The following is a 21,495-nucleotide window of genomic DNA, read 5'->3' as shown; positions in this document are numbered from 1 at the left end:
CTGCGCGCGCGCCGCAAGGCACGCATGCGCACGCTGGCGATCCGCAGCGCCATCGGCACCGGCGTGCTCACGGTGCTGCTGTGCATCGGCCTGTACTGGCTGCTGCAGACCGTCGCCGGTCGCGACGTACTGCTCGCGCAGATCAAGGCACGACTGCCGGCCGACGCGTCGTTGAACTATCGCGAAGCGGAAGGCCCGATCGCCGGTCCGTTGACGCTGCGTGGCGTGGACTTCCGCTGGGACACGATCCGCTTCACCGCCGACGAGGTCTACCTGGAGCCGGACCTGCGTCCGCTGCTGGGCAAACGCCTGCGCCTGGACGTGCTGAAGCTGCGCGGCGCGATGCTCGACGTGCCCAAGAGCGACGAACCGTTCGAGTTGCCGCGCTGGCCCGACCTGTTGCCGCAGATCGAGATGCCGCTGGCGATCCAGGCGGATGAACTGGAGATCGACCGCTTCCTGATTCGCCAGGGTGGCCAGCCCGTCATCGACATCACCCATGCCAGCGGCGGCATCGACATCGGCAACGGCTACGTGATCGCCGAGAAGCTGGCCATCGCCAGCGACCGCGGCGCATTCGGCGTGCACGGCAGCTATGCGCCGCGCGACGGCTATGCCACCGACCTCACCGCGACGGGCGTGTTTCCCGCGTCGATCGGCCACACGCCCGCGCGCATCGGCCTGGTGGCGCGCGGCAACCGCGCGCGCATGAATGTCGGCGTGTCCGGCGCCGTACCGGCGCCACTGCGCGCCACGCTCACGCTGCGCGGCGAGACCAAGCCGACCTGGAATTTCGCGGCGAAGACGGAAGCGCTGGACCTCTCGCTGCTGGGGGTGATGGACGACAGCACGCCGGTCTCGTTCGACCTGGTCGCCAAGGGCGCCGGTGGCGCGGCCGACCTGCAGGGCAAGGTGCAGCAGGGCGATATCGCGGTGGTGATCGAGCCCTCGCATGCGCGCATCGATGGCGAAGTGCTGACGGTGGAACCGCTGGCGATCCGCGCGTTCGACGGCTACGCCTCGCTGCGCGGGCGCGCCGATTTCACGGTGCCGGAGAATCCCGAGTTCCGCTTCGCGGTGAATGCGCGCAACCTGCGTTGGGGCACGGAAGCCGACAGCATGATCGGCGCCGAAGGCGACTTCGGTCTCGCCGGCAAGCTCGAAGCCTGGGCCGCCATCGGCAAGGCGACGCTGACGCGCGGCGACGACAGCGCGTTGCTGGAATTCGATGGCCGCGGCAACGCCGAGCGCGCGCAGCTGCAGACACTGCGCGCCAGCATGCCGACCGGCACGCTCGACGCGACCGGCACGGTCGGCTGGTCGCCCGTGCTGGACTGGGATGTCACCGCGACGCTGGCCGGCTTCGACCCCGGTTATTTCGCCGCGGGATGGAAGGGCACCCTGTCCGGCAACCTCGCCTCGAAGGGACAGCAGCGCGAGGACGGGTTGTTCAAGGGCACGCTGGACGTGCCGAAGCTCAGCGGCCGCCTGCGCGATCGTCCGCTGGACGCGCGCGGCACGTTCGCGCTCGATGGCAACAACGGCGAAGGCGATCTCGCGCTGTCGCTCGGCGGCAGCCGCGTGACCGCCAAGGGCAAGGTCGGCGACACGCTGGACATCGACGCCGCCTTCCGGCCGTTCAACCTGGCCGACCTGCTGCCGGACGCCAGCGGCACGCTGGCCGGCACCGTCGCCCTCACCGGCGCGCGCAACGCGCCCAACATCGACGCCGATCTCGGTGGCGAGAACCTGCGCTGGAACGACTGGAGCGCCGGCTCGCTCAGCCTGCGCGGCCGCCTGCCCTGGCGCAGCGGCAACGGCGACCTCGCATTGCAGGGCAGCGCGGTGAACGTCGGCACTGTGCTGGACACCGTCAGCCTCAACGCGCGCGGCGCGGTGGAAGACCTGCGCATCGACGGCGATGCCCGCAATGCGATGGGCGCCGTCGCGCTGTCCGGCACCGCGCAGAAGCGCGGCGCCAACTGGCAGGGCACGCTGGACGCGCTGCGCATCGCGCCGTCCAAGGGCAATCCGTGGACGCTGCGGCAACCCGCGCGCTTCGCGCAGAACGGCGCCAACTGGACGCTGTCGGAAAGCTGCCTCGGCTCGGACATCGGCGGCGCGCTATGCGCCAGCGCCAATTGGCCGCGACAGGGACTGGACGTGCGCGGCGAGGCGCTGTCGCTGGCCCTGCTGCAGCCATGGCTGCCACCGGCCGATGGCCGTCCGCTGACGCCACGCGGCGAGTTCACCCTCGATGCGACGCTGCGGCCCGCCGGCAACGCGTGGCAGGGCGAGGTGCACCTGGCCTCGCTGGACGGCGGCCTGAAGATGGGCACGACCGCGCGGGGCGAGATCATCCGCTACGACAATTTCACCCTCGATGTGGACTTCACCCCGCAGCGCATCCAGGGTCGCCTCGGCACCGGCTTCAAGGGCGACGGTTACGTCGATGCCACGTTCAACACCGGCTGGGATGCGTTCGCGCCGCTGAAGGGCGATCTGTATTTCCACAATTCGCGCCTGTTCTGGATGGAGCTGTTCTCGCCCGACCTGGTGCGCCCGCAGGGCAAGCTCGCCGGCCACATCGGTGTCGCCGGCACGCGCGGTCGTCCGCTGCTCAGCGGCGAAGCGACGCTGACCGAGTTCACCGGCGAACTGCCGGCGCTCGGCGTGTCGCTCACCGAGGGCGGCGCCGAACTGGTCGCCCTGTCCGACGGCAGCGCGCGCATCGACGGCAGCATGAAGACGGTGTCGTCCACCGGCGGCACCGGCACCGGCGGCGTGCTCAACGTGGCCGGCACGCTGGGCTGGAACAACGACACCACGCCGCTGCAGTTCCAGGTGCGCGGCGACAACGTGCTGGTGTCGGACACCACCGACCTGCGCGCGGTCGCATCGCCCAACATCCAGGTGGGCTTCGCCGACAACACCATCCAGGTGCGCGGCGAGGTCGGCATCCCGTCGGCGACGATCGACGTGGAGAAACTCGACGACGGCGTGTCTGCGTCGGAAGACGTGGTGATCCTCGATCCCGTCGATCCCGAGCGCGCGCCGAGTTCGCGGCTGGACCTGGACCTGGCGCTCAAGGTCGGCGACCAGGTGCAACTGAAAGGCTACGGGCTTGAAGGCACGCTGGCCGGCACGCTGCACGTGCGCTCGCAGCCGGGCCGGGAAATGCTGGGCACGGGTCGCCTGGACGTCGACGGCCGCTATGAGGCCTACGGACAGAAGCTGCGCATCACCCGCGGCGAACTGACCTGGAGCAACAACGCCGTCTCCGATCCGCGCATCAACATCCGCGCCGAGCGCGAGGTCGTCAGCGCCAGCGTCACCGCCGGCATCGACGTTACGGGTCGCGCCAGCCAGCCGCGCGCGCGCGTCTGGTCGAATCCGTCGATGTCCGAGTCCGAAGCCCTCGCCTACCTCGTGCTGGGCCGTTCGCTCAACACCGCCAGCAGCGACGAAAGCCAGCGCATCAACGCGGCCTCGTCCGCGCTGGGTGCCGGCGCCGGCCTGCTGGCCTCGCAGCTCGGCGCGAAGATCGGCCTGGACGATGCCGGCGTACTGGAATCGCGCACGCTGGGCGGTTCCGTGTTCGGCGTGGGCAAGTACCTGTCGCCGAAGCTGTACGTCAGCTACGGCGTGTCGATGGTCGGCTCCGGCTCGGCAGTGACGCTGAAATACCTGCTACGCAAGGGCTTCGACATCGAGGTCGAATCGAGCACCATCGAGACACGCGGCTCGATCAACTGGCGCAAGGAGAAGTAGGCGTGCCGCCGTCGCTGATGGCGCGGCGCCTGCAGGCCCAGGGCATCGGCACGCCGGTCGCGGCTTCACCCGCCGACGCCGTACGGCACATGGCGGCGATGCAGGCGCAGGACTACCACGCCGCCCTGTGGGCGGTCGGTCTTCGCACGCAGGACGCCACGCTGGCGCAGGTCGAAGACGCGATCGCGTGCGGCGCGATCGTGCGCACCTGGCCGATGCGCGGCACCCTGCACCTGCTGGCACGTGACGACGTGCGCTGGATGGTCGCGCTGCTCGCCCCGCGCGTGCAGGCGGCGAACGCCGGCCGCATCGCCCGCGAGCTGGGGCTGGACGCGACGACGCTGGCGCGTGGCCAGCGTGTGGTGGAACGCGCCCTGTCGGCCGGCACGCCGGTCGCGCGCACCGACCTGTACGCCTGCATGGATGCCGCCGGCATCGCCAGCAGCAACCAGCGTGGTCTTCACCTGTTGAACTGGCTGGCGCACGAAAGCGTGATCTGCCACGGACCCCGCCACGGCAAGCAACCGACGTTCGTGCTGATGGACGCGTGGGTGCCGCCAAGCGCAGCGCTCGACCGCGACGAAGCGCTGCAGCGCCTCGCATTGCGCTATCTGCAAGGCCATGGACCCGCGACCGCTGCCGATCTCGCGTGGTGGTCGGGACTGACGCAGAAGGATGCCCGGCACGCGCTGGCGCTCGCTTCGTCCCGGCTCGAGCAGGAGACGCATGACGGCACGACCTGGTGGTGGCGATCCGACGCGCCTGCGCCGTCGCGATCCCGTGCCGTGGATCTGTTGCCCGCGTTCGACGAATACCTGATCGGCTACCGCGACCGCACCCCGGTGCTGGACGCCGCGCAGACGCGGCGCGTGTTCAGCGTCAACGGTCTGGTGGCCGCCACCGCGATCGTCGACGGTCGCGTGGCGGCGACCTGGAAGCGCGCTGCCGCCGACGGCGACGTGGTATTCGATCCGCTGCGCCCGCTGGAAGATGCCGAACGCGCCGCCCTCCTTCGCGCCGCGCAACGCTGGCGCCGCTTTCTCGGCGGCGCGCCGTGATGGACGACGCGACACAGACCGTCATTGCCGCAACGGGATGCGCCCGATATCGTCCCCTCTTCTCCGCCGGATCCTGACCATGCGCCGTCGATTCCCGATCTCCACCCTGGCCCTGGGCGTCGCCCTGTCCCTGCCCGCCCATGCCGACGAAGGCATGTGGATGCCGTCGCAACTGCCGCAACTGGGCAAGACACTGCGCGAGGCAGGCTTCAAGGGCGACCCGAAGACCCTGGCCGACGTCACCGCTGCCCCGCTGAGCGCGGTGGTGCGCGCCGGCGGCGGCACCGGCGCGTTCGTCTCGCAGGACGGCCTGATCCTGACCAACCACCACGTCGCCTATGGCGTGATCCAGTACAACAGCAAGCCCGGGCACAACCTGATCGACGACGGCTTCATCGCGGCCGACCGTGCGGGCGAGCTGCCGGCCAATCCGGACTTCCGCGTGCTGGTCACGGTCGGCTACGACAAGGTGACCGACACGGTGTTGAAGGAGACCGCCGGCAAGACAGGACGCGCCTACTTCGATGCGGTCGACCGCGCCAGCAAGGCCATCGTCGCCGAGTGCGAGGCCAAGGGCGGCGTGCGCTGCAGCGTCGCCAACATGTACTACGGCACCGACTTCTACCGCATCACCCAGCTGGAGCTGCGCGACATCCGCCTGGCCTACGCGCCGCCACGCGCGATCGGCAACTACGGCGACGAGATCGACAACTTCATGTGGCCGCGCCACACCGGCGACTTCACCCTGCTGCGTGCTTACGTCGGCAAGGACGGCAAGCCCGCGGCCTACAGCCCCGACAACGTGCCCTACCGCGCGCCGGCGCACCTGGCGCTGGCGAAGGACGGCCCGAAGGCCGGCGACTACGCGATGCTGGCCGGCTACCCCGGCATCACCTACCGCCACCGCACGGCGGCCGAGTTCGAAGAACAGATCACCTGGACGCTGCCGACGCGCGTGGCGGTGTTCGACCAACTGATCGCGGTGGTCGAAGACGCGGGTGCGAAGGATGCCGATGCGAAAACCCGCTATGCCGCCCAGCTGCAGTCGCTGAAGAACCAGCGCAAGCGCGCCGCCGGCGAACTGGAGGGCCTGCGCCGCAGCGACGCCGTGCGCGTCCGCGCGGAGGACGAGCGCGGCATGCTCGCCACCGAGGCCGCGACCAAGGAGCACACCGACATCGATGCACTCGCCGCGTCGATCGCCGGCGGTTCGGCGATGCGCGAACGCGAACTGCTGCTCAACCTGTTCGGCGCGCAGTCCCAGCTGATGCGCACGGCCATCACACTGGAACGCCTGCGCGTGGAATCGGCCAAGCCCGATGCCGAACGCGTGAGCGGCTTCCAGGCGCGCGACCACGCCATGATCGAAGGCGTCCTGAAGCAGGTGCAGCGCCGCTATTCGCCCGAGGTGGAGAAGGCCCTGCTCGCCGTCCTGCTGACGCGTTACCAGCAGCTGCCGGACGCACAGCGCCTGCCCGCCTTCGATACCGCCTTCGGACGCACGCCTGCCGTACTCAAGCAGGCCCTCGACACGCTGTACGCCGGCACGAAGCTCGGCGACGAAGCCGAGCGCCTGTCGCGCTTCGCGGCCGCTCGCGAAGGCAAGCCGCTGGCTGCCGATCCGCTGATCGACCTGGCGGCGACGCTGGTGCCCGTGCAACTGACGCTGGAGAACGAACGCAAGACGCGCGAGGGCGAGCAACTGCGCCTGCGCCCCGCCTACATGCGCACGCTGTTCGCCTGGCGCCAGCAGCAGGGTCGCGCGCTGTACCCAGACGCCAACGGCACGCTGCGCGTGAGCTTCGGCAAGGTCGACGGCTTCTCGCCGCGCGACGGCGTGCAGTACACCCCGGTGACGACCGTGGCCGGCATCGTCGAGAAGAACACCGGCACGGTGCCGTTCGATGCGCCCAGGCCACTGCTGGACGCCATCGCCAAGGGCGACTTCACCGGCACGGAAGATCCTGCGCTGAAGACGCAGACGGTCAACTTCCTCACCAACCTCGACACCACCGGCGGCAACTCCGGCTCGCCCGTGCTCAACGCGCGCGGCGAACTGATCGGCCTGAACTTCGACAGCAACTGGGAATCCGTCAGCGCCAGCTGGATGTTCGACCCGCGCTACAAGCGCGCCGTGCACGTCGACATGCGCTACCTGCGCTGGCTGATGGGCAAGGTCTACCCGGCGCCGCACCTGTTGAAGGAAATGGGCGCGCAGTGACGCCCGACAACGATCCACGCCCCCTCGAACCCGAGCCGCCGCTGCCCAGCGACTGCTGCAACAGCGGCTGCCCGATCTGCGTGCACGACCTGTACGCGGAGCAGCTGCGGCACTACCGCGAGCAGCTGGCGGCGTGGACGGCGCGGCATCCGGATGCCGCTCACGGCCTACTGTAGGAGCGACATCAGTCGCGACCGCACGCCTTCCGACCTACGGAACTGAGTCCATCGGCCGTCGACGGTTCGCTGCCGCCGGGAATTTGCGGTCGCGACTGACGTCGCTCTTACAAAGGCGTCAACGGTCGCTTACGCCACGCGCGTACGCCGCGCGCGCTCCAGATGCACCAGCAGCAGCGAGATGGCGGCGGGGGTCATGCCGGGGATGCGCTGGGCCTGGCCGATGGTTTCGGGCTGCACGCGTTCGAGCTTCTGCTGCACTTCGGCCGACAGGCCACGCACGCCGGCGAAATCGAAGCCGGCGGGGATCGGTGTGGATTCGTTGCGCTGCTGGCGTTCGATTTCGTCGCGCTGGCGATCGAGATAGCCGGCGTACTTCACGCCGATCTCCACCTGCTCGGCGACCTGCGCATTGGTCACCGCAGGACCGATGGAGGGCACCGACATCAGCTTGGCGTAGTCCAGTTCCGGGCGTTTGATCAGGTCGAGCACGTTGGTTTCACGGCTGACCTGCACCCCGAGCGTATCGGCGACCTCACGGCCCAGCGCGTTGGCAGGTGTCGCCCACAGCGCGCGCAGTCGGCCGGTCTCGCGCGCGATCGCTTCACGCTTTTCTTCGAAGCGCTGCCAGCGCGCATCGTCGACCAGCCCAAGCGTGCGGCCGGTTTCGGTGAGGCGCAGATCGGCGTTGTCCTCGCGCAGCTGCAGCCGATACTCGGCGCGGCTGGTGAACATGCGATACGGCTCTTTGGTGCCGTGCGTGATCAGGTCGTCGACCAGCACGCCCAGGTAGGCCTCGTCGCGGCGCGGCGACCAGGCCTCTTTCTGCTGCACGAAGCGCGCCGCATTGAGGCCAGCGAGCAGGCCCTGCGCGGCGGCTTCCTCGTAACCCGTCGTGCCATTGATCTGGCCCGCGAAGAACAAGCCGGCGACCGCCTTGGTTTCCAGCGACGCCTTCAGGCCGCGCGGATCGAAGAAGTCGTATTCGATGGCATAACCTGGGCGCGTGATGTGCGCGTGCTCCATGCCGCGGATGCTGCGCACCAGCGCCAGCTGCACGTCGAACGGCAGCGAGGTGGAAATGCCGTTCGGATAGATTTCGGCGACGTCGAGGCCTTCCGGCTCGACGAAGATCTGGTGGCTGGCCTTCTCGGCGAAGCGCACCACCTTGTCCTCGATGGACGGACAGTAGCGCGGACCGATGCCTTCGATCTGGCCGGAATACATCGGCGAGCGATGCAGCGCGCCGCGGATGATCTCGTGCGTCTGCTCGCTGGTGTGCGTGATCCAGCACGACACCTGGCGCGGATGATCGGCGACGTCGCCCATGAACGACATCACCGGCAGCGGATCGTCGCCGGGCTGCTCTTCCATCACCGAATAGTCGAGCGAACGGCCATCGATGCGCGGCGGCGTACCGGTCTTCAGGCGATCGACGACGAAGGCGCCCTCGCGCAGCCGCTGCGCCAGCGCGGTGGCCGGCGGATCGCCGGCGCGGCCGGCGGCGTACTGGGTCTCGCCGACATGGATCTTGCCGGCGAGGAAGGTGCCCGCCGTCAGCACCACGGCAGGCGCATGGAAGGTCAGCCCGGTCTGGGTGACCGCGCCGCGGACGGTGTTGTTCTCGATGACCAGGTCATCGACGGCGGCCTGGAACAGCGTCAGGTTCGGCTGCGCTTCCACCGCCCGGCGGATGGCGCTGCGGTACAGCGCACGGTCGGCCTGGCAGCGCGTCGCACGCACCGCCGGACCCTTCGACGCGTTGAGCGTGCGCCACTGGATACCGGCGCGATCGGCGGCCCAGGCCATCACGCCACCCAGCGCATCGATTTCCTTCACCAGATGGCCCTTGCCGATGCCGCCGATGGCCGGGTTGCAGCTCATCGCGCCCACGGTTTCCACGTTGTGCGTCAGCAGCAGCGTGCGCGCACCGGCGCGCGCAGACGCCAGCGCGGCCTCGGTGCCGGCATGGCCGCCGCCGATGATGATGACGTCGTAGTGGTGGAAGCTGGAGCTCATGGCAAAGAGTCGATGACGAAGGCCGGTGGACGGGGCCGGTACGGAAGACGGGATCCGGCATGGCGACCGGGCAAAGTTGGCACGCTTCCTGCTGTACTCCCATGCACCCGTCGTGGCAAGCGACCAGGGGCGCCGGGTTGGTAATTGGAACAGGGGCCAGCCATGCGCACGCCGGGGATGCCGGGGGCCGGTAGTCGGGGGACTACCGGCCCCTTTTTTATGCGCGCAGGATACCAGAGCAAGAAAAAAGCCCGGCGAAGCCGGGCTTTTTGTTAGGCGCCGACGCCCGATGGGGCCGGAACAGGGGGGATCCAGATTTCCCCACCGGACGTCGACATTGAACCTTTAATTGCCGCTTACGTCAGAAAGCGACGCAACCGGTCAACCGAGGTCCGTATCCGCGTCAGCGGCAGAGGATGGGCGACGGACGGCAGGGGAAGGGTCAGCGAATCCGGATCACCGTTCGAGCTGGCGGGAGCCGCCATCGTCGCGCGGCATGGGCCGGGAAGGCGCCGCCGGACGCTCCATGCGGGCCGGCGGGGCCTGCCGTTCCATGCGCGGGGGCGGCGCGGCCCGCTCCATGCGCTGTGGACGCTCTGCCGACCGCGGCATGGACGGCGACGGGGTCACGCGTGGCGGACGGTAGCTGCCCTCGCCAACACGCGGCTGGCTCGGGGACGGCGCCACCTGGGCAGGACGGCCCGGAACCATGGGCTGGGACCCACCCTCGCGCCAGCGGCCGGTCGGGTCGCGCCACGGCGGCGGACGGTTGCCGCCCCCGCTGGTCGGCGGCGGACGGGGCGGGGGGTTGTTGTCGTCCGGACGCGGGCGCGGCGGACGCGGCGGATAGTACGGATAGTGGGAACCGTAATAGCCGTAGTAGGGGTAGCTGGAATAGCCGCCATAGCGGTAGGGACCGCCGTAGCCGTAACCACCGTAGACGCTGCCGCCGTAGTAGCCGCCGTACGGGTCGTAGTACTGCGTGCTCGGCCGGCCGTGGTAGTAGCCGCCGGGCGCGGTATCGCCGACGTAGTCGTACGTTGCGCAGCCCCCCAGCGCGAGGCTGGCGAAGGCGATGGTCAAAAGAGATGAACGCTTCATGGCGGAACCCCCGTTACTCTGCAAAGGCAGGATCGGCCCGGGGCATTGAATCCGTGCTTAACCCTGCCGGTCCCGGTGTCCGCATCGGGCGGAGGTTCAGCGCAGGGCGATGCGCTAACCTTTCCCCATGCCGATGCTCCTGCCTACCTTCGACGACGTCCTCGCCGCCGCCGCCCGTATCGCTCCCCACGCCCATGCCACGCCCGTCCTGCGCTCCAGCGCCCTGGACGCGCTCGCGGGCTGCCAGCTTCATTTCAAGGCGGAACCGCTGCAGCGGAGCGGCGCCTTCAAGTTCCGCGGCGCCTGCAACGCGGTCTGGGCGCTGGACGACGCCACCGCCGCACGCGGCGTGGTGACGCATTCGTCGGGCAACCACGGCGCCGCGCTGGCGCTGGCGGCACGCACCCGCGGCATCGCCTGCCACGTGGTGGTGCCGGAGGGCGCGAACGCTGCCAAGCTGGCGAACATCGCCCGCTACGGCGCGACGCTGCACACCTGCGCGGCGACCATCGACGCGCGCGAAGCCGCCGCCGCCCGCGTGCAGGCCGACACCGGCGCCACCCTGATCCACCCCTACACCCATCCGCACGTCATCGCGGGCCAGGGCACGGCCGCGCTGGAACTGATCAATGCACATGGCCCCCTGGATGCGCTGGTCGCACCGGTGGGCGGCGGCGGGTTGCTGTCGGGCACTGCGATCGCCGCGGCGGCCACCGCGCCTGGTTGCCGCATCGTCGGCGCGGAACCGGAAGGCGCAGCCGATACTGCCGCCTCCCTGGCCGCGGGCGAGCGCCGCATCGATTTCGTGCCCGATACCGTCTGCGACGGCCTGCGGGGCACGCTGGGCGAACCGAACTTCGACCTGCTGCGCGCGCACCGGGTGGACGTCGTCACCGTGCCCGATGCCGACACGCTCGCCGCCATGCGTCTGCTGTGGCAGTGCCTGAAGCTGCTGGTCGAGCCTTCCTCGGCCATCGCGCTGGCGGCGATCCTGCGGCAGCCGGAACGCTTCGCCGGACAACGGATCGGCGTACTGCTGTCGGGCGGCAATGTCGACCTGGACGCCCTGCCTTGGGAGCGCGCGGCATGAGCGCTCGCCGGCGCACCTCAAGACGCGGCATCGCCGGGTGGGCCTGGCGCCTGCTGCTGCTCGCGCTGCTGTGGCTGGTCGGCGTGGCCGCCTACATCATCTGGGTGGGCCAGCGCGACGACGCCGCGCCGGCCGACGCCATCATCGTGCTCGGTGCCGCCGCTTACGACGCCAAACCGTCGCCGGTGTTCGAGGAGCGCATCCGCCACGGCATCGATCTGTACAAGCGCGGCCTGGCGCCGACGATGATCTTCACCGGTGGCTACGGCGGCACCGGCGCGCGCTTTTCGGAATCACAGGTCGCGCGCCGCTACGCACTGCGCCAGGGCGTGCCCGACAAGGCGATCCTGATCGAATCGCTGTCGCGCAACACGCACGACAACCTGCGCCAGGCGCGCACGCTGATGCAGCAGCACCAGGTGCACAGTGTCATCATCGTCAGCGATCCGCTGCACATGGCGCGCGCGCTGCGGATCAGCCGCGACCTCGGCATCCGCTCGGTCGGCTCGCCCACGCCGACCAGTCGCTTCCGCAGCTTCGCCACGCGCTGGCGCTTCCTGCTGCAGGAAGTGTACTTCTTCCATCGCGACCGGCTGCCGCGCTGATCGCGTGGCGTATGATCGACGCGTCGCCCACCCCACGGGAACCCGCATGAAGATCGACGGCACGCGCCGGCAGGACCGCGCCACCGAACTCGTCCTCACTTACTACGCCGCCTTCAACCGCGGTGACTGGGACGGCATGCTGGCCATGCTGACCGACGACGTGGTGCACGACCTCAACCAGGGTGTGCGCGAGACCGGGCGCGAGGCGTTCGCCGCCTTCCTCGGCCGCATGAATGCGAGTTACCGCGAGCAATTGCGCGACATCGTGGTGCTGGTCACCCAGGACGGCCAGCACGCAGCCGCCGAGTACGTCGTGCATGGCGAGTACCTGCACACCGACGAAGGCCTGCCGCCGGCGAACGGCCAGACCTACGTGTTGCCGGGCGGCGCCTTCTTCGACATCCGCGACGACCGCATCGCGCGCGTCACCAACTACTACAACCTGCAGGATTGGATCCGGCAAGTCGGCGGCTGACGCCGCCGAACGGACGCATCATTCGCCGCGTCGCCGGATCGGAATCCTCGACAGCGGCACCGCCGCGATGTCCTCGCCCTGCCCGCGGATCGGCGCGCCCGGCGGCGGTGCCCACGCATGCGCATAGATGACGTCCCAGGTGCTCGGCAGCTTGCCGTCCTCGCGCCGCAACGGCTCGTACGCGGTCGCCGCTGCGGCGAAACGCGCACGCCCGGTGAGCGTATGCCGGCGATGCTGCAGCGCGTTGGTCGCGCCCATGGCGCGCAGTTCGCGCATCAATGCGGGCAGATCGTCGTAGGTCAGCGTGAAGCGATCTCGGTCGAGCACCGGATCGCGAAAGCCGGCCAGCATCATCGCGTCGCCGAACTGCGCGATCGGCGGGAACGGACTGACATGCGGCGTGTCATCGGCCTGTGCGAACGCATCGCGCAATTCCTGCAACGTTTCCGGACCGAAGGTCGAGCACACCAACAGGCCGCCCGGTTTCAATACGCGGCGGAAACCGGTGAACGTCGCGGGCAGATCGTCCACCCACTGCAGGCTGAGGTTGCAGAACAGCACGTCGACGCTGCCATCGCGCACCGGCAGGGCACGCTGGTCGGCACAGACGCGCTGGAACGGTTTCCACCACCCCGCCTGCTTCTTCGCCTCGCGCAGCATCGGCAAGGCCATGTCCAGCGCGACGACCTGTGCCTTCGGCCAGCGCTTGCGCATGGCGGCCGCGGCATGCGCGGGCCCGCACCCCACGTCCAGCACCACGCCCGGATCGGGCGCATCCTGCCCCTGGCGCAGCGTCAGGTAGTCCAGCGACTCCATCAGCCGCTTCTCGACCTCGTGCTGCAGCGCCGCCGCCGCGTCGTAGCCGGCAGCGGAGCGCGAGAACGCGCGGCGGATATGGCGTTGATCGAAGGTCATGCCGGCACGTCCTGCGACAGCGATTGCAGGAAGCGCTCCACTTCGGTCGCCACGAGGTCGGCGTGACCGAGGAAAGGCGCGTGGCCGCCACCGGCGATCTCGACGAACGTGGCGCGCGGCGACATCGCGGCCGCCGCCTGCATCGCCTTCGACGGCACCAGCAGGTCGCGGCGGCCACCCAGCCACAGGCTGGGTACCGGCAACGTCGGTAGCGTCGCACGCAGGTCGGACTTTTCGAGCAGCTGCAGGCCGGCCTGCAGCGCCGTCGGCGCGGGTTCGCCGCGCGCATACAGGTCCTGCTTCAGGGTGCGCAGCTCGCTGCGGGCGTGTTCGGAACCCATCGTGTCCAGTGCGAGAAAACGTTCCAGCGTGCCTGCGTAGTCGTTGCGGAGGTCGTCGCCGAACTGCGCGAACACGCTGGCGTCCACGGCGTGCGGCCATGCGTCGCCGCGCACGAAGCGCGGTGTCGCGGCGATCATCGCCAGTCCACGCACCTGCGGCGACGAGGCTGCGGCCTGCAGCGCGAACAGGCCGCCCAGCGACCACGCCAGCCAGGCCGCGGGCGGCGTCTGCGCAACGATGGCGTCGACGGTCGCCTCCAGCGTCAGCGCGACCTCGCTGTCGCGGCTATGGCCGTGGCCCGGGAGGTCGACGAGATGCAGCGTGTAACGGTCGGACAGCCGCTGCACCAGTGGCGCGAACACGCCGCCGTGCAGGGCCCAGCCGTGCAGCAGCACCACGGACGGGCCGCTACCAAGGGTTTCGATATGCATGCCGCGTATTGTCGCCGATCCCGCCGGATCAGCGGTTGCGTCGCGCTGCGCTTGCGTCAGGCGACGGCGCCGTGCACGCGCTGCACGGCGTCCCAGGAGCGCGCCAGCGTCGTCACCAGGCCATCCACGTCCTGTAGCGAGTGCAGCGCCGACAGCGTGATCCGCAGGCGCGCCTTGCCGTCGGGCACCGTGGGCGGGCGGATCGCCGGCACCAGGTAACCGGCGCTGTCGAGCGCGGCCGACAAGGCCAGTGCCGTCGCGTCGCTGCCGCACAGCACCGGCTGGATCGGCGAGTCAGAGGCCATCAGCTGCAAGCCCGCACGCTGCGCGCCGCTGCGGAAGCGGTCCACCAGCGACTGCAGCTTCTCGCGGCGCCACTGGTCGCGGCGCGCGTGCTTCACCGCGACGCGCGTCGCCGCCGCCAGCGCGGGCGGCATGGCGGTGGTGTAGATGTAGGGCCGCGCGGTTTCGGCCAGGTGCTGGATCAAGGTGTCTTCGCCGACCACGACCGCGCCGTAGCCGCCCAGCGCCTTGCCCAGCGTGACGAGCTGCAGCGGCACGTCGGCCACGCCCATGCGCGCTTCCGCCACGCTGCCGCGGCCCTCGGGCCCGCGCACGCCGACGCCGTGCGCGTCGTCGACGAAGAACAGCGCCTGCTGCATGCGGGCGACCAGGCTGAGCGACCGCAGCGGCGCGGCATCGCCGTCCATGCTGAAGATGCCGTCGGTGACCAACATCGCGGCACCATCCGCATGCAACTTAAGCTGGCGCAGCGCGCCTTCCGGATCGAGGTGCGGATAGCGCCGCAGCTTGGCGCCGGCGAGACGGGTCGCATCGATCAGGCTGGCGTGGTTGAGCCGGTCCTGCACGCAGACGTCGCCGTCTTCCAGCAACGCCTGCTGCACGGCGAGGTTGGCGAGGAACCCGCTGCCGAACAGCAGTGCCCGCGGATAGCCGAGCCAGTCGGCGACGTCGCGCTCCAGCGCCTCGTGCGACGCATGATGGCCACTGACCAGGTGCGAGGCGCCCGCACCGGCGCCCTCGCGCGCGGCGGCATCCTGCAGCGCGTTGGTGACTTCGAACTGCTGTGCCAGGCCCAGATAGTCGTTGCTGCTGAACTCGGTCAGCCAGCGGCCGTTGACCTCGACGCGGACGCCATCGCGGCGCGTCACGGTGCGGCGCGTGCGCTGCCGGCCCAGCGCGATGCGCTGCTGGCGCTGGGCGAGGATGCGGTCGTGCAGGTCGGTGCGGGTCATGTCGGCGTGGCCTGGCGATGAAGGCGCCGGGGTGCAGCGGGAGACCGTCGACGACGACGCGCCGGCCGCGTTCCCGCGCCAGCGTGCGTCGTCCGATGCTGCCCCTGTTGCCCCGACTTATGCCGCCCGGCCGCAAGACGGCTCGGAACGGGTGATGTCGGCATGCACCGTACCGCTGCCGGCGACGTCGGTTCTGTGATGGTGGTGGCTGTTTTCCACCTGCACCTCCATCGGCCGCAGGCCGAGGCGGGCGAACAGGGCCTGGTCGCGTTCGGTGTCCGGGTTGCCGGTGGTCAATAGCTTCTCGCCGTAGAAGATCGAGTTGGCACCGGCCAGGAAACACAGCGCCTGCAGTTCGTCGCTCATCGCCTCGCGGCCGGCCGACAGGCGCACCATCGACGCCGGCATGACGAGGCGGGCGACGGCGATCGTGCGGACGAACTCGAACGGATCCAGCTCCGTCGTGCCGTGCAGCGGCGTGCCCGCCACCTGCACCAGCCGGTTGATCGGCACCGAGTCCGGATGCGACGGCAGGTTGGCCAACGCCTGCAGCAAGCCGGCGCGCTGGTCGCGCGACTCGCCCATGCCGACGATGCCCCCGCAGCAGGTCTTCATGCCCGCATCGCGGACATGTTCCAGCGTGTCCAGGCGATCCTGGTACTGGCGCGTGTGGATGATGTCGCCGTAGAAGTCCGGCGCCGTGTCGAGGTTGTGGTTGTAGTAGTCCAGACCCGCCGCCTTCAGCGCCTGCGCCTGGTCGCCGCTCAGCATGCCCAGCGTGGCGCAGGTCTCCAGCCCCAGCGCCTTCACGCCGCGGATCATCTCGGCGACCTTGGGAATGTCGCGGTCCTTCGGCGAACGCCAGGCCGCGCCCATGCAGAAGCGCGACGCCCCCGCGGCCTTGGCCTGCGCGGCCTTGGCCAGCACCTGTTCGGCGTCCATCAGCTTCTGTGCGGACACGCCGGTGTCGTAACGCTGGGCCTGCGGACAGTACGCGCAGTCCTCCGGGCAGCCACCGGTCTTCACCGACAGCAGCGTCGAGACCTGGACTTCCGCCGGGTCGAAATGGACACGATGCACGGCCGAGGCGCGGTGCAGCAGCTCGGGGAACGGCAGGTCGAACAGGGCCAGCAGCTCGTCGCGCTGCCAGTCATGGCGCACGACCGGCGCGTCGGTGGAAATGTGTGCGGACATCGCGGCCTCGGCGGAATACAGTCGCGGAAGTCTGGAAACCGGGCACGGCCCTGTCAACCGCATGGATGCGCTGAAAGTTGACGGCGGGTGGCGGCGTGCTACCCGCCTGCTGTTCCCGGCCCGCTGCCTGATCTGCCGCGAACGTGGTCGCAATGGCATCGATCTATGCGCCCAGTGCGTCGAAACGCTGCCCTGGAATGCCATCGCCTGCTCCCGGTGTGGTCTGCCGATGCCGGCGGCCGGCGAGTGCGGCGACTGTCTGCAGCATCCGCCAGTGCTCGCGCATACGCGGGCTGTCTTCGTCTACGGGTTTCCGCTGGACCGGCTGGTACCGCGCTTCAAGTTCCACCGCGACCTGGCGGCCGGGCGTCTGATGTCGGAATTGATGGCGGGCGCACTTGCGTCGGCCCCGCGCCCCGATGTGGTCGTCCCGATCCCCCTGCACGTGCGACGCCTGCGCCAGCGCGGTTACGACCAGGCACTGGAACTCGCCCGCCCGCTGGCCGATGCCCTGTCCCTGCCGCTGCGGACGGATCTGCTGCTGCGTTCGCGCTCCACGGCGCCGCAATCCGAACTGCATGCCGACGAGCGGCAGCGCAATGTGGCGAAGGCGTTCGCCGTTCCGCCCGGCGTCACGCGCCCGGCGCATGTCTGCCTGGTCGACGACGTGATGACCACCGGCGCCACCCTGCAAGCCGCGGCCAGGGTCTTGCGAGCCGCCGGTGTGGCGCGGGTAGATGCCTGGGTCTGCGCGCGCGCCCCGTGAGCGTGTATCGGGTCAGGGAGCGAAGCCGGTCGCGATGACCCGGCACTGCAGCGTCAGTACGATCTGGCCGCCCGCCGGGAACGTTGGAATGGTCACGCCGGCAGCGCTTGTCAGGTTGGCCACCGGCACCGTGGCGCCCGGGCAACTGGCTCCACCCGAAGCAACGCATGCCGCTGTGGTCGCCGGGTCGCTGCAGTTCAGGCCGGTGCCAGGGGTGTCGCGCAGGACCGTGCCGTCGGCCGCGCTCGGGCCGGGATTGTTGACGCTCAGCGTATAGGTCACCACGCCGCCGGAGACCACCGTGGCAGGGCTGGCCGCCTTGGTGATCGCCAGGTTGGTACGCGGAATGCGGACATTGCGGAAAACACAGTTCAGCTGATCGCCGGCCACCGGCGAGAAGATGAACGTCGCGGCGCTCCCGCTCGGGGCCGCGCCTCCGCTGCGCGCGTTGGTGCAGCTGTAGGTCGTGGTGTAGTCGGCCAACGTGGCACCGCCCGCCCCGGTTTCGGAAAAGGTGTAGCCGGCACCCGCCGTCGCCGGACTGACGACGGCGACCTGCGTCGGCGTCGTGGTCGCGCCGGTGGTCGTGACGGCTGCACCGGCACCGGCGCCCGTCCCGGCGATGGCCAGTGCGAACTGGTCAGACGCCTGCAGGCGGCCGTCGGGCAGCTCCTTGCTCAGACGCAGGATAGGGCGCGCGGTATTGGTGATGGTGCAGACGATCTGGTTGTTGGCCGCCGGCACCACGCTCCAGGTGGGCGAGGCACCGCTCGGCGTGAAGGCCACACCATTGCGCGTGCAACTGATCGAAGCGGTATACGCGCCCGCCAGCGTCGACGCGCTGCTGGCCGCCATGGTGTCGCGCAGGTAGTAGGTCGTGCCGGTCGTCACTGCCAGCGCGCCGGTGCTGGCCTGCTGACCGACGCCGGCACCGGACGTGATCGCCTCGCGCACCGTGCCGGCCGTCGACGTGGTGCCGATCTGCACGGTGAACTGGTCGGCGGGATCGGCGCGCGGCGCACCCAGCACCTTGTTGAGGGTGATGGTGGTGCCGTTGCCGGTGATGGAGCCGTTGCAGCCGTTCGCACTGGCGGCGTCGGCCGGATCGCGGAACGCCGTCGCCGGGATGATCACCGGCGTGCCGCTGCCGGGCAGCGTCCAGCGCAGGCGCGCGAAATTGATGCCGCCGTGATTGAGCCAGTACACGCGCACCAGCGCGCAGCTGTTGGCATTGGCGGCGGTGAAGCTGCCGAGGCTCACGTAGGTGTCTTCGTTCGTCGTCCAGTCGTTCACGGTCCCGACGGGCACGTCGTACGAGGCGGTGCGGTAGGCGGTATTGGCGTAGTCGCTGGAAAAGCCCAGTTCCACATTGTCGTCGTGCGCGATGCTGACGTTGTATGTGCCCGCCTGCGGGAACTGGATCAACGCATGGGACACGCGGCCCATTGCCTGAAACCCGCAGGACGTGGCGCTGTTGTTGCCGGTCGCATCGACATTGCAGAGGTGGTTCGTGGCCTGCCGGTAGTTGATGTTGGTGGCCGTGCCGGTCCGCACCGCGTTGGCTGGATTGGCGGCGATGGCGCGCAGGGCATTCAGGCGATCGGCGCCGCTGCCGGTGTTGTTGGCGAAGGTCGGTGCGCCAGCCGGACCGGTGTAGACCGTGCCGACGCGACTATTACCCCGGTAATCCTCCCAGCGGACGGTCTGCGCGGTCGCGCTGCCGAGACATGCCATCAAGAGGGCACCCAGCATCCAGCGCCCGCACCTCACATGAAGGAGTTCTGCGACTCCTGTGCCTCTGTCGTGTTTTGCCATGTCGTGCGTTACGTGCTGTCACATCAATAAAGCGTGAACCGTATCACGCTATCGCCGTTTCGCCGCGCATTCACAACGCCGTTCAGCGCGCCAGATCCAACGCCAGTCCGATGAAGAGGGCCGCACCCACCCAATTGTTGTGCAGGAAGGCACGGAAGCACGCGTCGCGCTGACGATGACGCGCCATCCAGAACTGTGAGACGACAAGCAGCATCGCCACGCCGATGCTCGCCCAGTAGTACACGCCCGACCCTGCCTGTCGTCCCACCAGATACAGGGCGACGAACATCAACGCATACAGCACACCCTGGATGACCAGGTCGAGATCGCCGAACAGGATGGCGGTGGACTTCGATCCCGCACGCAGGTCGTCCTCGCGGTCCACCATCGCATACCACGTGTCGTAGGCGGTCGCCCACAGGATGTTGGCGCCATAGAGCACCCACGCCACCGTCGGCACCTCGCCCTGCACCGCTGCGAACGCCATCGGGATGCCCCAGCCGAACGCCAATCCCAGGTAGACCTGCGGCAGGTAGGTGTAGCGCTTGAGATAGGGATAGCTGGCCGCCAGGAACAGGCCGACGACGCTCAACCAGACGGTCAGGCGGTTCATCGTCAGCACCAGCACGAAGGCGGCCAGCATCAGCACCGCGAACACCAGGAGCGCCTCGCGCCCGGAGACGGCACCGGTCGCCAGCGGTCGGCCGCGCGTGCGTTCGACCTGCGGATCCAGCCATCGGTCCGCGTAGTCGTTGATCACGCAGCCGGCGGAACGGGTCAGCCACACGCCGGCGGTGAACACGACCAGCGTCCACCACGGCGGCCGGCCACCCGCCGCCAGCCACAGCGCCCACCACGTCGGCCACAGCAGCAGCAGCACACCGATCGGACGATCGCCGCGCACCAGTTTCCAGTACTGGCCGAGCCGTTCGCGCCAGCGCGGCCTCTCGGCTTCATCGAAACGCTCGTATCCCATGCAGGAAAGGGTAGCAGGCCCGTCCACCGGTCCGCGTGACCCGGCATGGCGCCGAACTGGGCCATCGCGCCGGTTTGCGGCTAGAATGCCCGTCCCGTGCGCCCGTAGCTCAGCCGGATAGAGTAGTGGCTTCCGAAGCCATTGGTCGGGGGTTCGAATCCCTCCGGGCGCGCCAATCAAATCAATGACTTCTCGCAAGACGACTGATCAAATCTGATCCAGCGACGGCCATGTGCCCATCCTGTGCCCACTCTGTGCCCCACCCCTTGGTGGGGATGAAAGGTTTTGAGCAATAGCCTCGACTCCTTGGCTGCGCACCATGGTCAGCACTCCATCCAGGCATAGGCAAGTTGGCATGGAAACCGCAGTGCTGGTGCTTCGGTCGCCGCACTCATAATGCTGGGGTCGGTGGTTCGAGTCCACCCATAGCCACCAGAATTTCTTTGAAATTCAATGCGTTACAAATAACCCGCCTCACAGCGGGTTTTTTGTTGGGCGTGATCTGAGCTGCGGGACGGTGCGTGCCGGCTTAGAGGTGGCTTAGGGGTCGACCTCAAAGGCTTTGGCCTCCAATACCGGTGGGAGCCTGCTCTCTTTGACAGGCTGGAATTCGCGGCATTAATGTGAATGAAGATCACGTTAAAGGCGCAATGGAATGTCCCAACCCAAGTCGCCTCGAGACCTACTTCTCGAGCAGATCGCCAGCGAAGGCTATAACGTCGGTTACAGCGCGAGCCTCCACTTCGCGACCCTCGACATCGCCTCAAAAGTACCAACGATGGTGACCGTCACCTCGTTCGCAGTCGGAATCTTGGGCCTGGTTTATCCGCAGCTAGCCGAGAAGTTGCCGTCGGCGATCTTGCTGATCATCGGCATCTGCATGCTCTATGTGCGCGACTACGAATCCCGGCTGAGCGAGTACGAGCAAACCGGTATCAAGCTCAACAACCTCTACAAGCAACTGCATGACCTAGTCGTGGATGTGAGAAGCGTAACCGCCCCATCGGCCGCGCAACTGGACGCGTTTCGCCAGCGCCTGATAGAAGTTCGCACGGCAGCTTCTGGCTTGAACGTATCCCCGCAGATTTTCGGAGCGAGCTGGAAGGCGCATCACCGATTTTTCTGGGTAATCGACTCATCATGGGTGGGAGAACACCGCAATCGGAAGTTCTCGTTGCGCGACAAGGCGCCATTGTCTGCATTCGTACTCCTGAGCCTTATTGTCCTGGGTCTACTGGCCACCGCACTCCACCTTGCTCGTAGCGGCATTTGCCAGTAGCGGCT

At 68.8% G+C, this 21,495-nt stretch carries 17 protein-coding genes and 1 tRNA gene; 10 read left to right on the top strand and 8 right to left on the bottom strand.

Going from position 1 to position 21,495, the window contains the following annotated elements:
* Positions 1-24: 24 nt before the first annotated feature.
* From AC04MD_RS05175 to AC04MD_RS05160, 4 genes are all read left to right on the top strand, one after another.
* Positions 25-3,771, top strand: coding sequence for a translocation/assembly module TamB domain-containing protein (locus AC04MD_RS05175; protein WP_475496954.1), 3,747 nt, complete (start codon positions 25-27; stop codon positions 3,769-3,771).
* Positions 3,772-3,773: 2 nt separating this feature from the next.
* A complete protein-coding gene (locus tag AC04MD_RS05170) occupies positions 3,774-4,829 on the top strand; it encodes a winged helix DNA-binding domain-containing protein (RefSeq protein ID WP_475496249.1) in 1,056 nt (351 codons plus the stop codon).
* A 79-nt stretch (positions 4,830-4,908) separates the two neighbouring features.
* On the top strand, positions 4,909-7,050 hold the full coding sequence (locus tag AC04MD_RS05165; RefSeq protein WP_475496248.1) for a S46 family peptidase: 2,142 nt from the start codon (positions 4,909-4,911) through the stop codon (positions 7,048-7,050).
* Complete coding sequence (locus AC04MD_RS05160; RefSeq protein WP_475496247.1) at positions 7,047-7,226, top strand: oxidoreductase-like domain-containing protein; 180 nt, start codon at positions 7,047-7,049, stop codon at positions 7,224-7,226. Before AC04MD_RS05165 ends, AC04MD_RS05160 begins: the two co-directional genes overlap by 4 nt.
* Before the next feature lie 129 nt (positions 7,227-7,355).
* Here the strand turns inward: AC04MD_RS05160 and mnmG are convergent, their stop codons facing one another.
* Positions 7,356-9,245, bottom strand: a complete 1,890-nt coding sequence (gene mnmG, locus AC04MD_RS05155) for a tRNA uridine-5-carboxymethylaminomethyl(34) synthesis enzyme MnmG (protein ID WP_475496246.1) — start codon at positions 9,243-9,245, stop codon at positions 7,356-7,358.
* A gap of 456 nt (positions 9,246-9,701) precedes the next feature.
* The gene (locus AC04MD_RS05150) at positions 9,702-10,346 is read right to left on the bottom strand and encodes a hypothetical protein (RefSeq protein WP_475496245.1); all 645 of its coding nucleotides are present in this window, start codon (positions 10,344-10,346) and stop codon (positions 9,702-9,704) included.
* 127 nt (positions 10,347-10,473) lie between these two features.
* Between AC04MD_RS05150 and AC04MD_RS05145 the strand changes: the two genes are divergently transcribed.
* The 3 genes from AC04MD_RS05145 to AC04MD_RS05135 are packed head-to-tail and all read left to right on the top strand — an operon-like array spanning position 10,474 to position 12,516.
* Entirely contained in the window at positions 10,474-11,436 is a 963-nt protein-coding gene (locus AC04MD_RS05145; protein WP_475496244.1) for a pyridoxal-phosphate dependent enzyme, read from the top strand.
* Positions 11,433-12,041 carry a YdcF family protein gene (locus AC04MD_RS05140; RefSeq protein ID WP_475496243.1) on the top strand — a complete coding sequence of 203 codons (609 nt, stop codon included), beginning with the start codon at positions 11,433-11,435 and terminating at the stop codon, positions 12,039-12,041. The genes AC04MD_RS05145 and AC04MD_RS05140 overlap by 4 nt, the downstream gene beginning before the upstream one ends.
* A 46-nt stretch (positions 12,042-12,087) precedes the next feature.
* Positions 12,088-12,516: a ketosteroid isomerase-related protein gene (locus AC04MD_RS05135; RefSeq protein ID WP_475496242.1), complete on the top strand. Its 429-nt coding sequence runs from the start codon at positions 12,088-12,090 to the stop codon at positions 12,514-12,516.
* A gap of 18 nt (positions 12,517-12,534) precedes the next feature.
* Here the strand turns inward: AC04MD_RS05135 and bioC are convergent, their stop codons facing one another.
* The 4 genes from bioC to bioB form a co-directional block, all read right to left on the bottom strand.
* Positions 12,535-13,431 (bottom strand): malonyl-ACP O-methyltransferase BioC, encoded by an 897-nt coding sequence (gene bioC, locus AC04MD_RS05130; RefSeq protein WP_475496241.1) that lies wholly within the window; start codon positions 13,429-13,431, stop codon positions 12,535-12,537.
* Complete coding sequence (bioH, locus tag AC04MD_RS05125; protein WP_475496240.1) at positions 13,428-14,204, bottom strand: pimeloyl-ACP methyl ester esterase BioH; 777 nt, start codon at positions 14,202-14,204, stop codon at positions 13,428-13,430. The genes bioC and bioH overlap by 4 nt, the downstream gene beginning before the upstream one ends.
* A 56-nt stretch (positions 14,205-14,260) precedes the next feature.
* Positions 14,261-15,460: an 8-amino-7-oxononanoate synthase gene (bioF, locus tag AC04MD_RS05120; protein WP_475496239.1), complete on the bottom strand. Its 1,200-nt coding sequence runs from the start codon at positions 15,458-15,460 to the stop codon at positions 14,261-14,263.
* A gap of 117 nt (positions 15,461-15,577) precedes the next feature.
* Positions 15,578-16,654 (bottom strand): biotin synthase BioB, encoded by a 1,077-nt coding sequence (gene bioB, locus AC04MD_RS05115; RefSeq protein WP_475496238.1) that lies wholly within the window; start codon positions 16,652-16,654, stop codon positions 15,578-15,580.
* Positions 16,655-16,715: 61 nt separating this feature from the next.
* Between bioB and AC04MD_RS05110 the strand changes: the two genes are divergently transcribed.
* Positions 16,716-17,420, top strand: coding sequence for a ComF family protein (locus AC04MD_RS05110; protein ID WP_475496237.1), 705 nt, complete (start codon positions 16,716-16,718; stop codon positions 17,418-17,420).
* 12 nt (positions 17,421-17,432) lie between these two features.
* On the opposite strand, the gene AC04MD_RS05105 is transcribed toward AC04MD_RS05110, so the two are convergent.
* Both AC04MD_RS05105 and ubiA read right to left on the bottom strand, forming a co-directional pair.
* Positions 17,433-19,172 carry a hypothetical protein gene (locus tag AC04MD_RS05105; RefSeq protein WP_475496236.1) on the bottom strand — a complete coding sequence of 580 codons (1,740 nt, stop codon included), beginning with the start codon at positions 19,170-19,172 and terminating at the stop codon, positions 17,433-17,435.
* A 145-nt stretch (positions 19,173-19,317) separates the two neighbouring features.
* The gene (ubiA, locus tag AC04MD_RS05100) at positions 19,318-20,211 is read right to left on the bottom strand and encodes a 4-hydroxybenzoate octaprenyltransferase (RefSeq protein ID WP_475496235.1); all 894 of its coding nucleotides are present in this window, start codon (positions 20,209-20,211) and stop codon (positions 19,318-19,320) included.
* A 98-nt stretch (positions 20,212-20,309) separates the two neighbouring features.
* On the opposite strand from ubiA, the gene AC04MD_RS05095 reads away from it, so the two are divergent.
* Together AC04MD_RS05095 and AC04MD_RS05090 are read left to right on the top strand one after the other, a co-directional pair.
* A tRNA-Arg gene (locus AC04MD_RS05095) sits at positions 20,310-20,386 on the top strand.
* A 480-nt stretch (positions 20,387-20,866) separates the two neighbouring features.
* Positions 20,867-21,490: an SLATT domain-containing protein gene (locus AC04MD_RS05090; protein WP_475496234.1), complete on the top strand. Its 624-nt coding sequence runs from the start codon at positions 20,867-20,869 to the stop codon at positions 21,488-21,490.
* Positions 21,491-21,495: the final 5 nt, after the last annotated feature.

The organism is Pseudoxanthomonas sp. LjRoot206, from assembly GCF_056175725.1.
This window is presented reverse-complemented; position numbering and strand designations above follow the sequence as displayed.

Excerpts from the sequence above, each read along its gene's own strand:
- AC04MD_RS05135 (WP_475496242.1), top strand. The coding sequence starts at position 12,088 with ATGAAGATCGACGGCACGCGCCGGCAGGACCGCGCCACCGAACTCGTC.
- AC04MD_RS05145 (WP_475496244.1), top strand. The coding sequence starts at position 10,474 with ATGCCGATGCTCCTGCCTACCTTCGACGACGTCCTCGCCGCCGCCGCC.
- AC04MD_RS05105 (WP_475496236.1), bottom strand. The coding sequence starts at position 19,172 with ATGCTGGGTGCCCTCTTGATGGCATGTCTCGGCAGCGCGACCGCGCAG.
- AC04MD_RS05150 (WP_475496245.1), bottom strand. The coding sequence starts at position 10,346 with ATGAAGCGTTCATCTCTTTTGACCATCGCCTTCGCCAGCCTCGCGCTG.
- AC04MD_RS05140 (WP_475496243.1), top strand. The coding sequence starts at position 11,433 with ATGAGCGCTCGCCGGCGCACCTCAAGACGCGGCATCGCCGGGTGGGCC.
- AC04MD_RS05165 (WP_475496248.1), top strand. The coding sequence starts at position 4,909 with ATGCGCCGTCGATTCCCGATCTCCACCCTGGCCCTGGGCGTCGCCCTG.
- AC04MD_RS05175 (WP_475496954.1), top strand. The coding sequence starts at position 25 with ATGCGCACGCTGGCGATCCGCAGCGCCATCGGCACCGGCGTGCTCACG.
- bioH (WP_475496240.1), bottom strand. The coding sequence starts at position 14,204 with ATGCATATCGAAACCCTTGGTAGCGGCCCGTCCGTGGTGCTGCTGCAC.
- AC04MD_RS05090 (WP_475496234.1), top strand. The coding sequence starts at position 20,867 with ATGTCCCAACCCAAGTCGCCTCGAGACCTACTTCTCGAGCAGATCGCC.
- mnmG (WP_475496246.1), bottom strand. The coding sequence starts at position 9,245 with ATGAGCTCCAGCTTCCACCACTACGACGTCATCATCATCGGCGGCGGC.
- bioF (WP_475496239.1), bottom strand. The coding sequence starts at position 15,460 with ATGACCCGCACCGACCTGCACGACCGCATCCTCGCCCAGCGCCAGCAG.
- bioB (WP_475496238.1), bottom strand. The coding sequence starts at position 16,654 with ATGTCCGCACACATTTCCACCGACGCGCCGGTCGTGCGCCATGACTGG.
- AC04MD_RS05110 (WP_475496237.1), top strand. The coding sequence starts at position 16,716 with ATGGATGCGCTGAAAGTTGACGGCGGGTGGCGGCGTGCTACCCGCCTG.
- bioC (WP_475496241.1), bottom strand. The coding sequence starts at position 13,431 with ATGACCTTCGATCAACGCCATATCCGCCGCGCGTTCTCGCGCTCCGCT.
- ubiA (WP_475496235.1), bottom strand. The coding sequence starts at position 20,211 with ATGGGATACGAGCGTTTCGATGAAGCCGAGAGGCCGCGCTGGCGCGAA.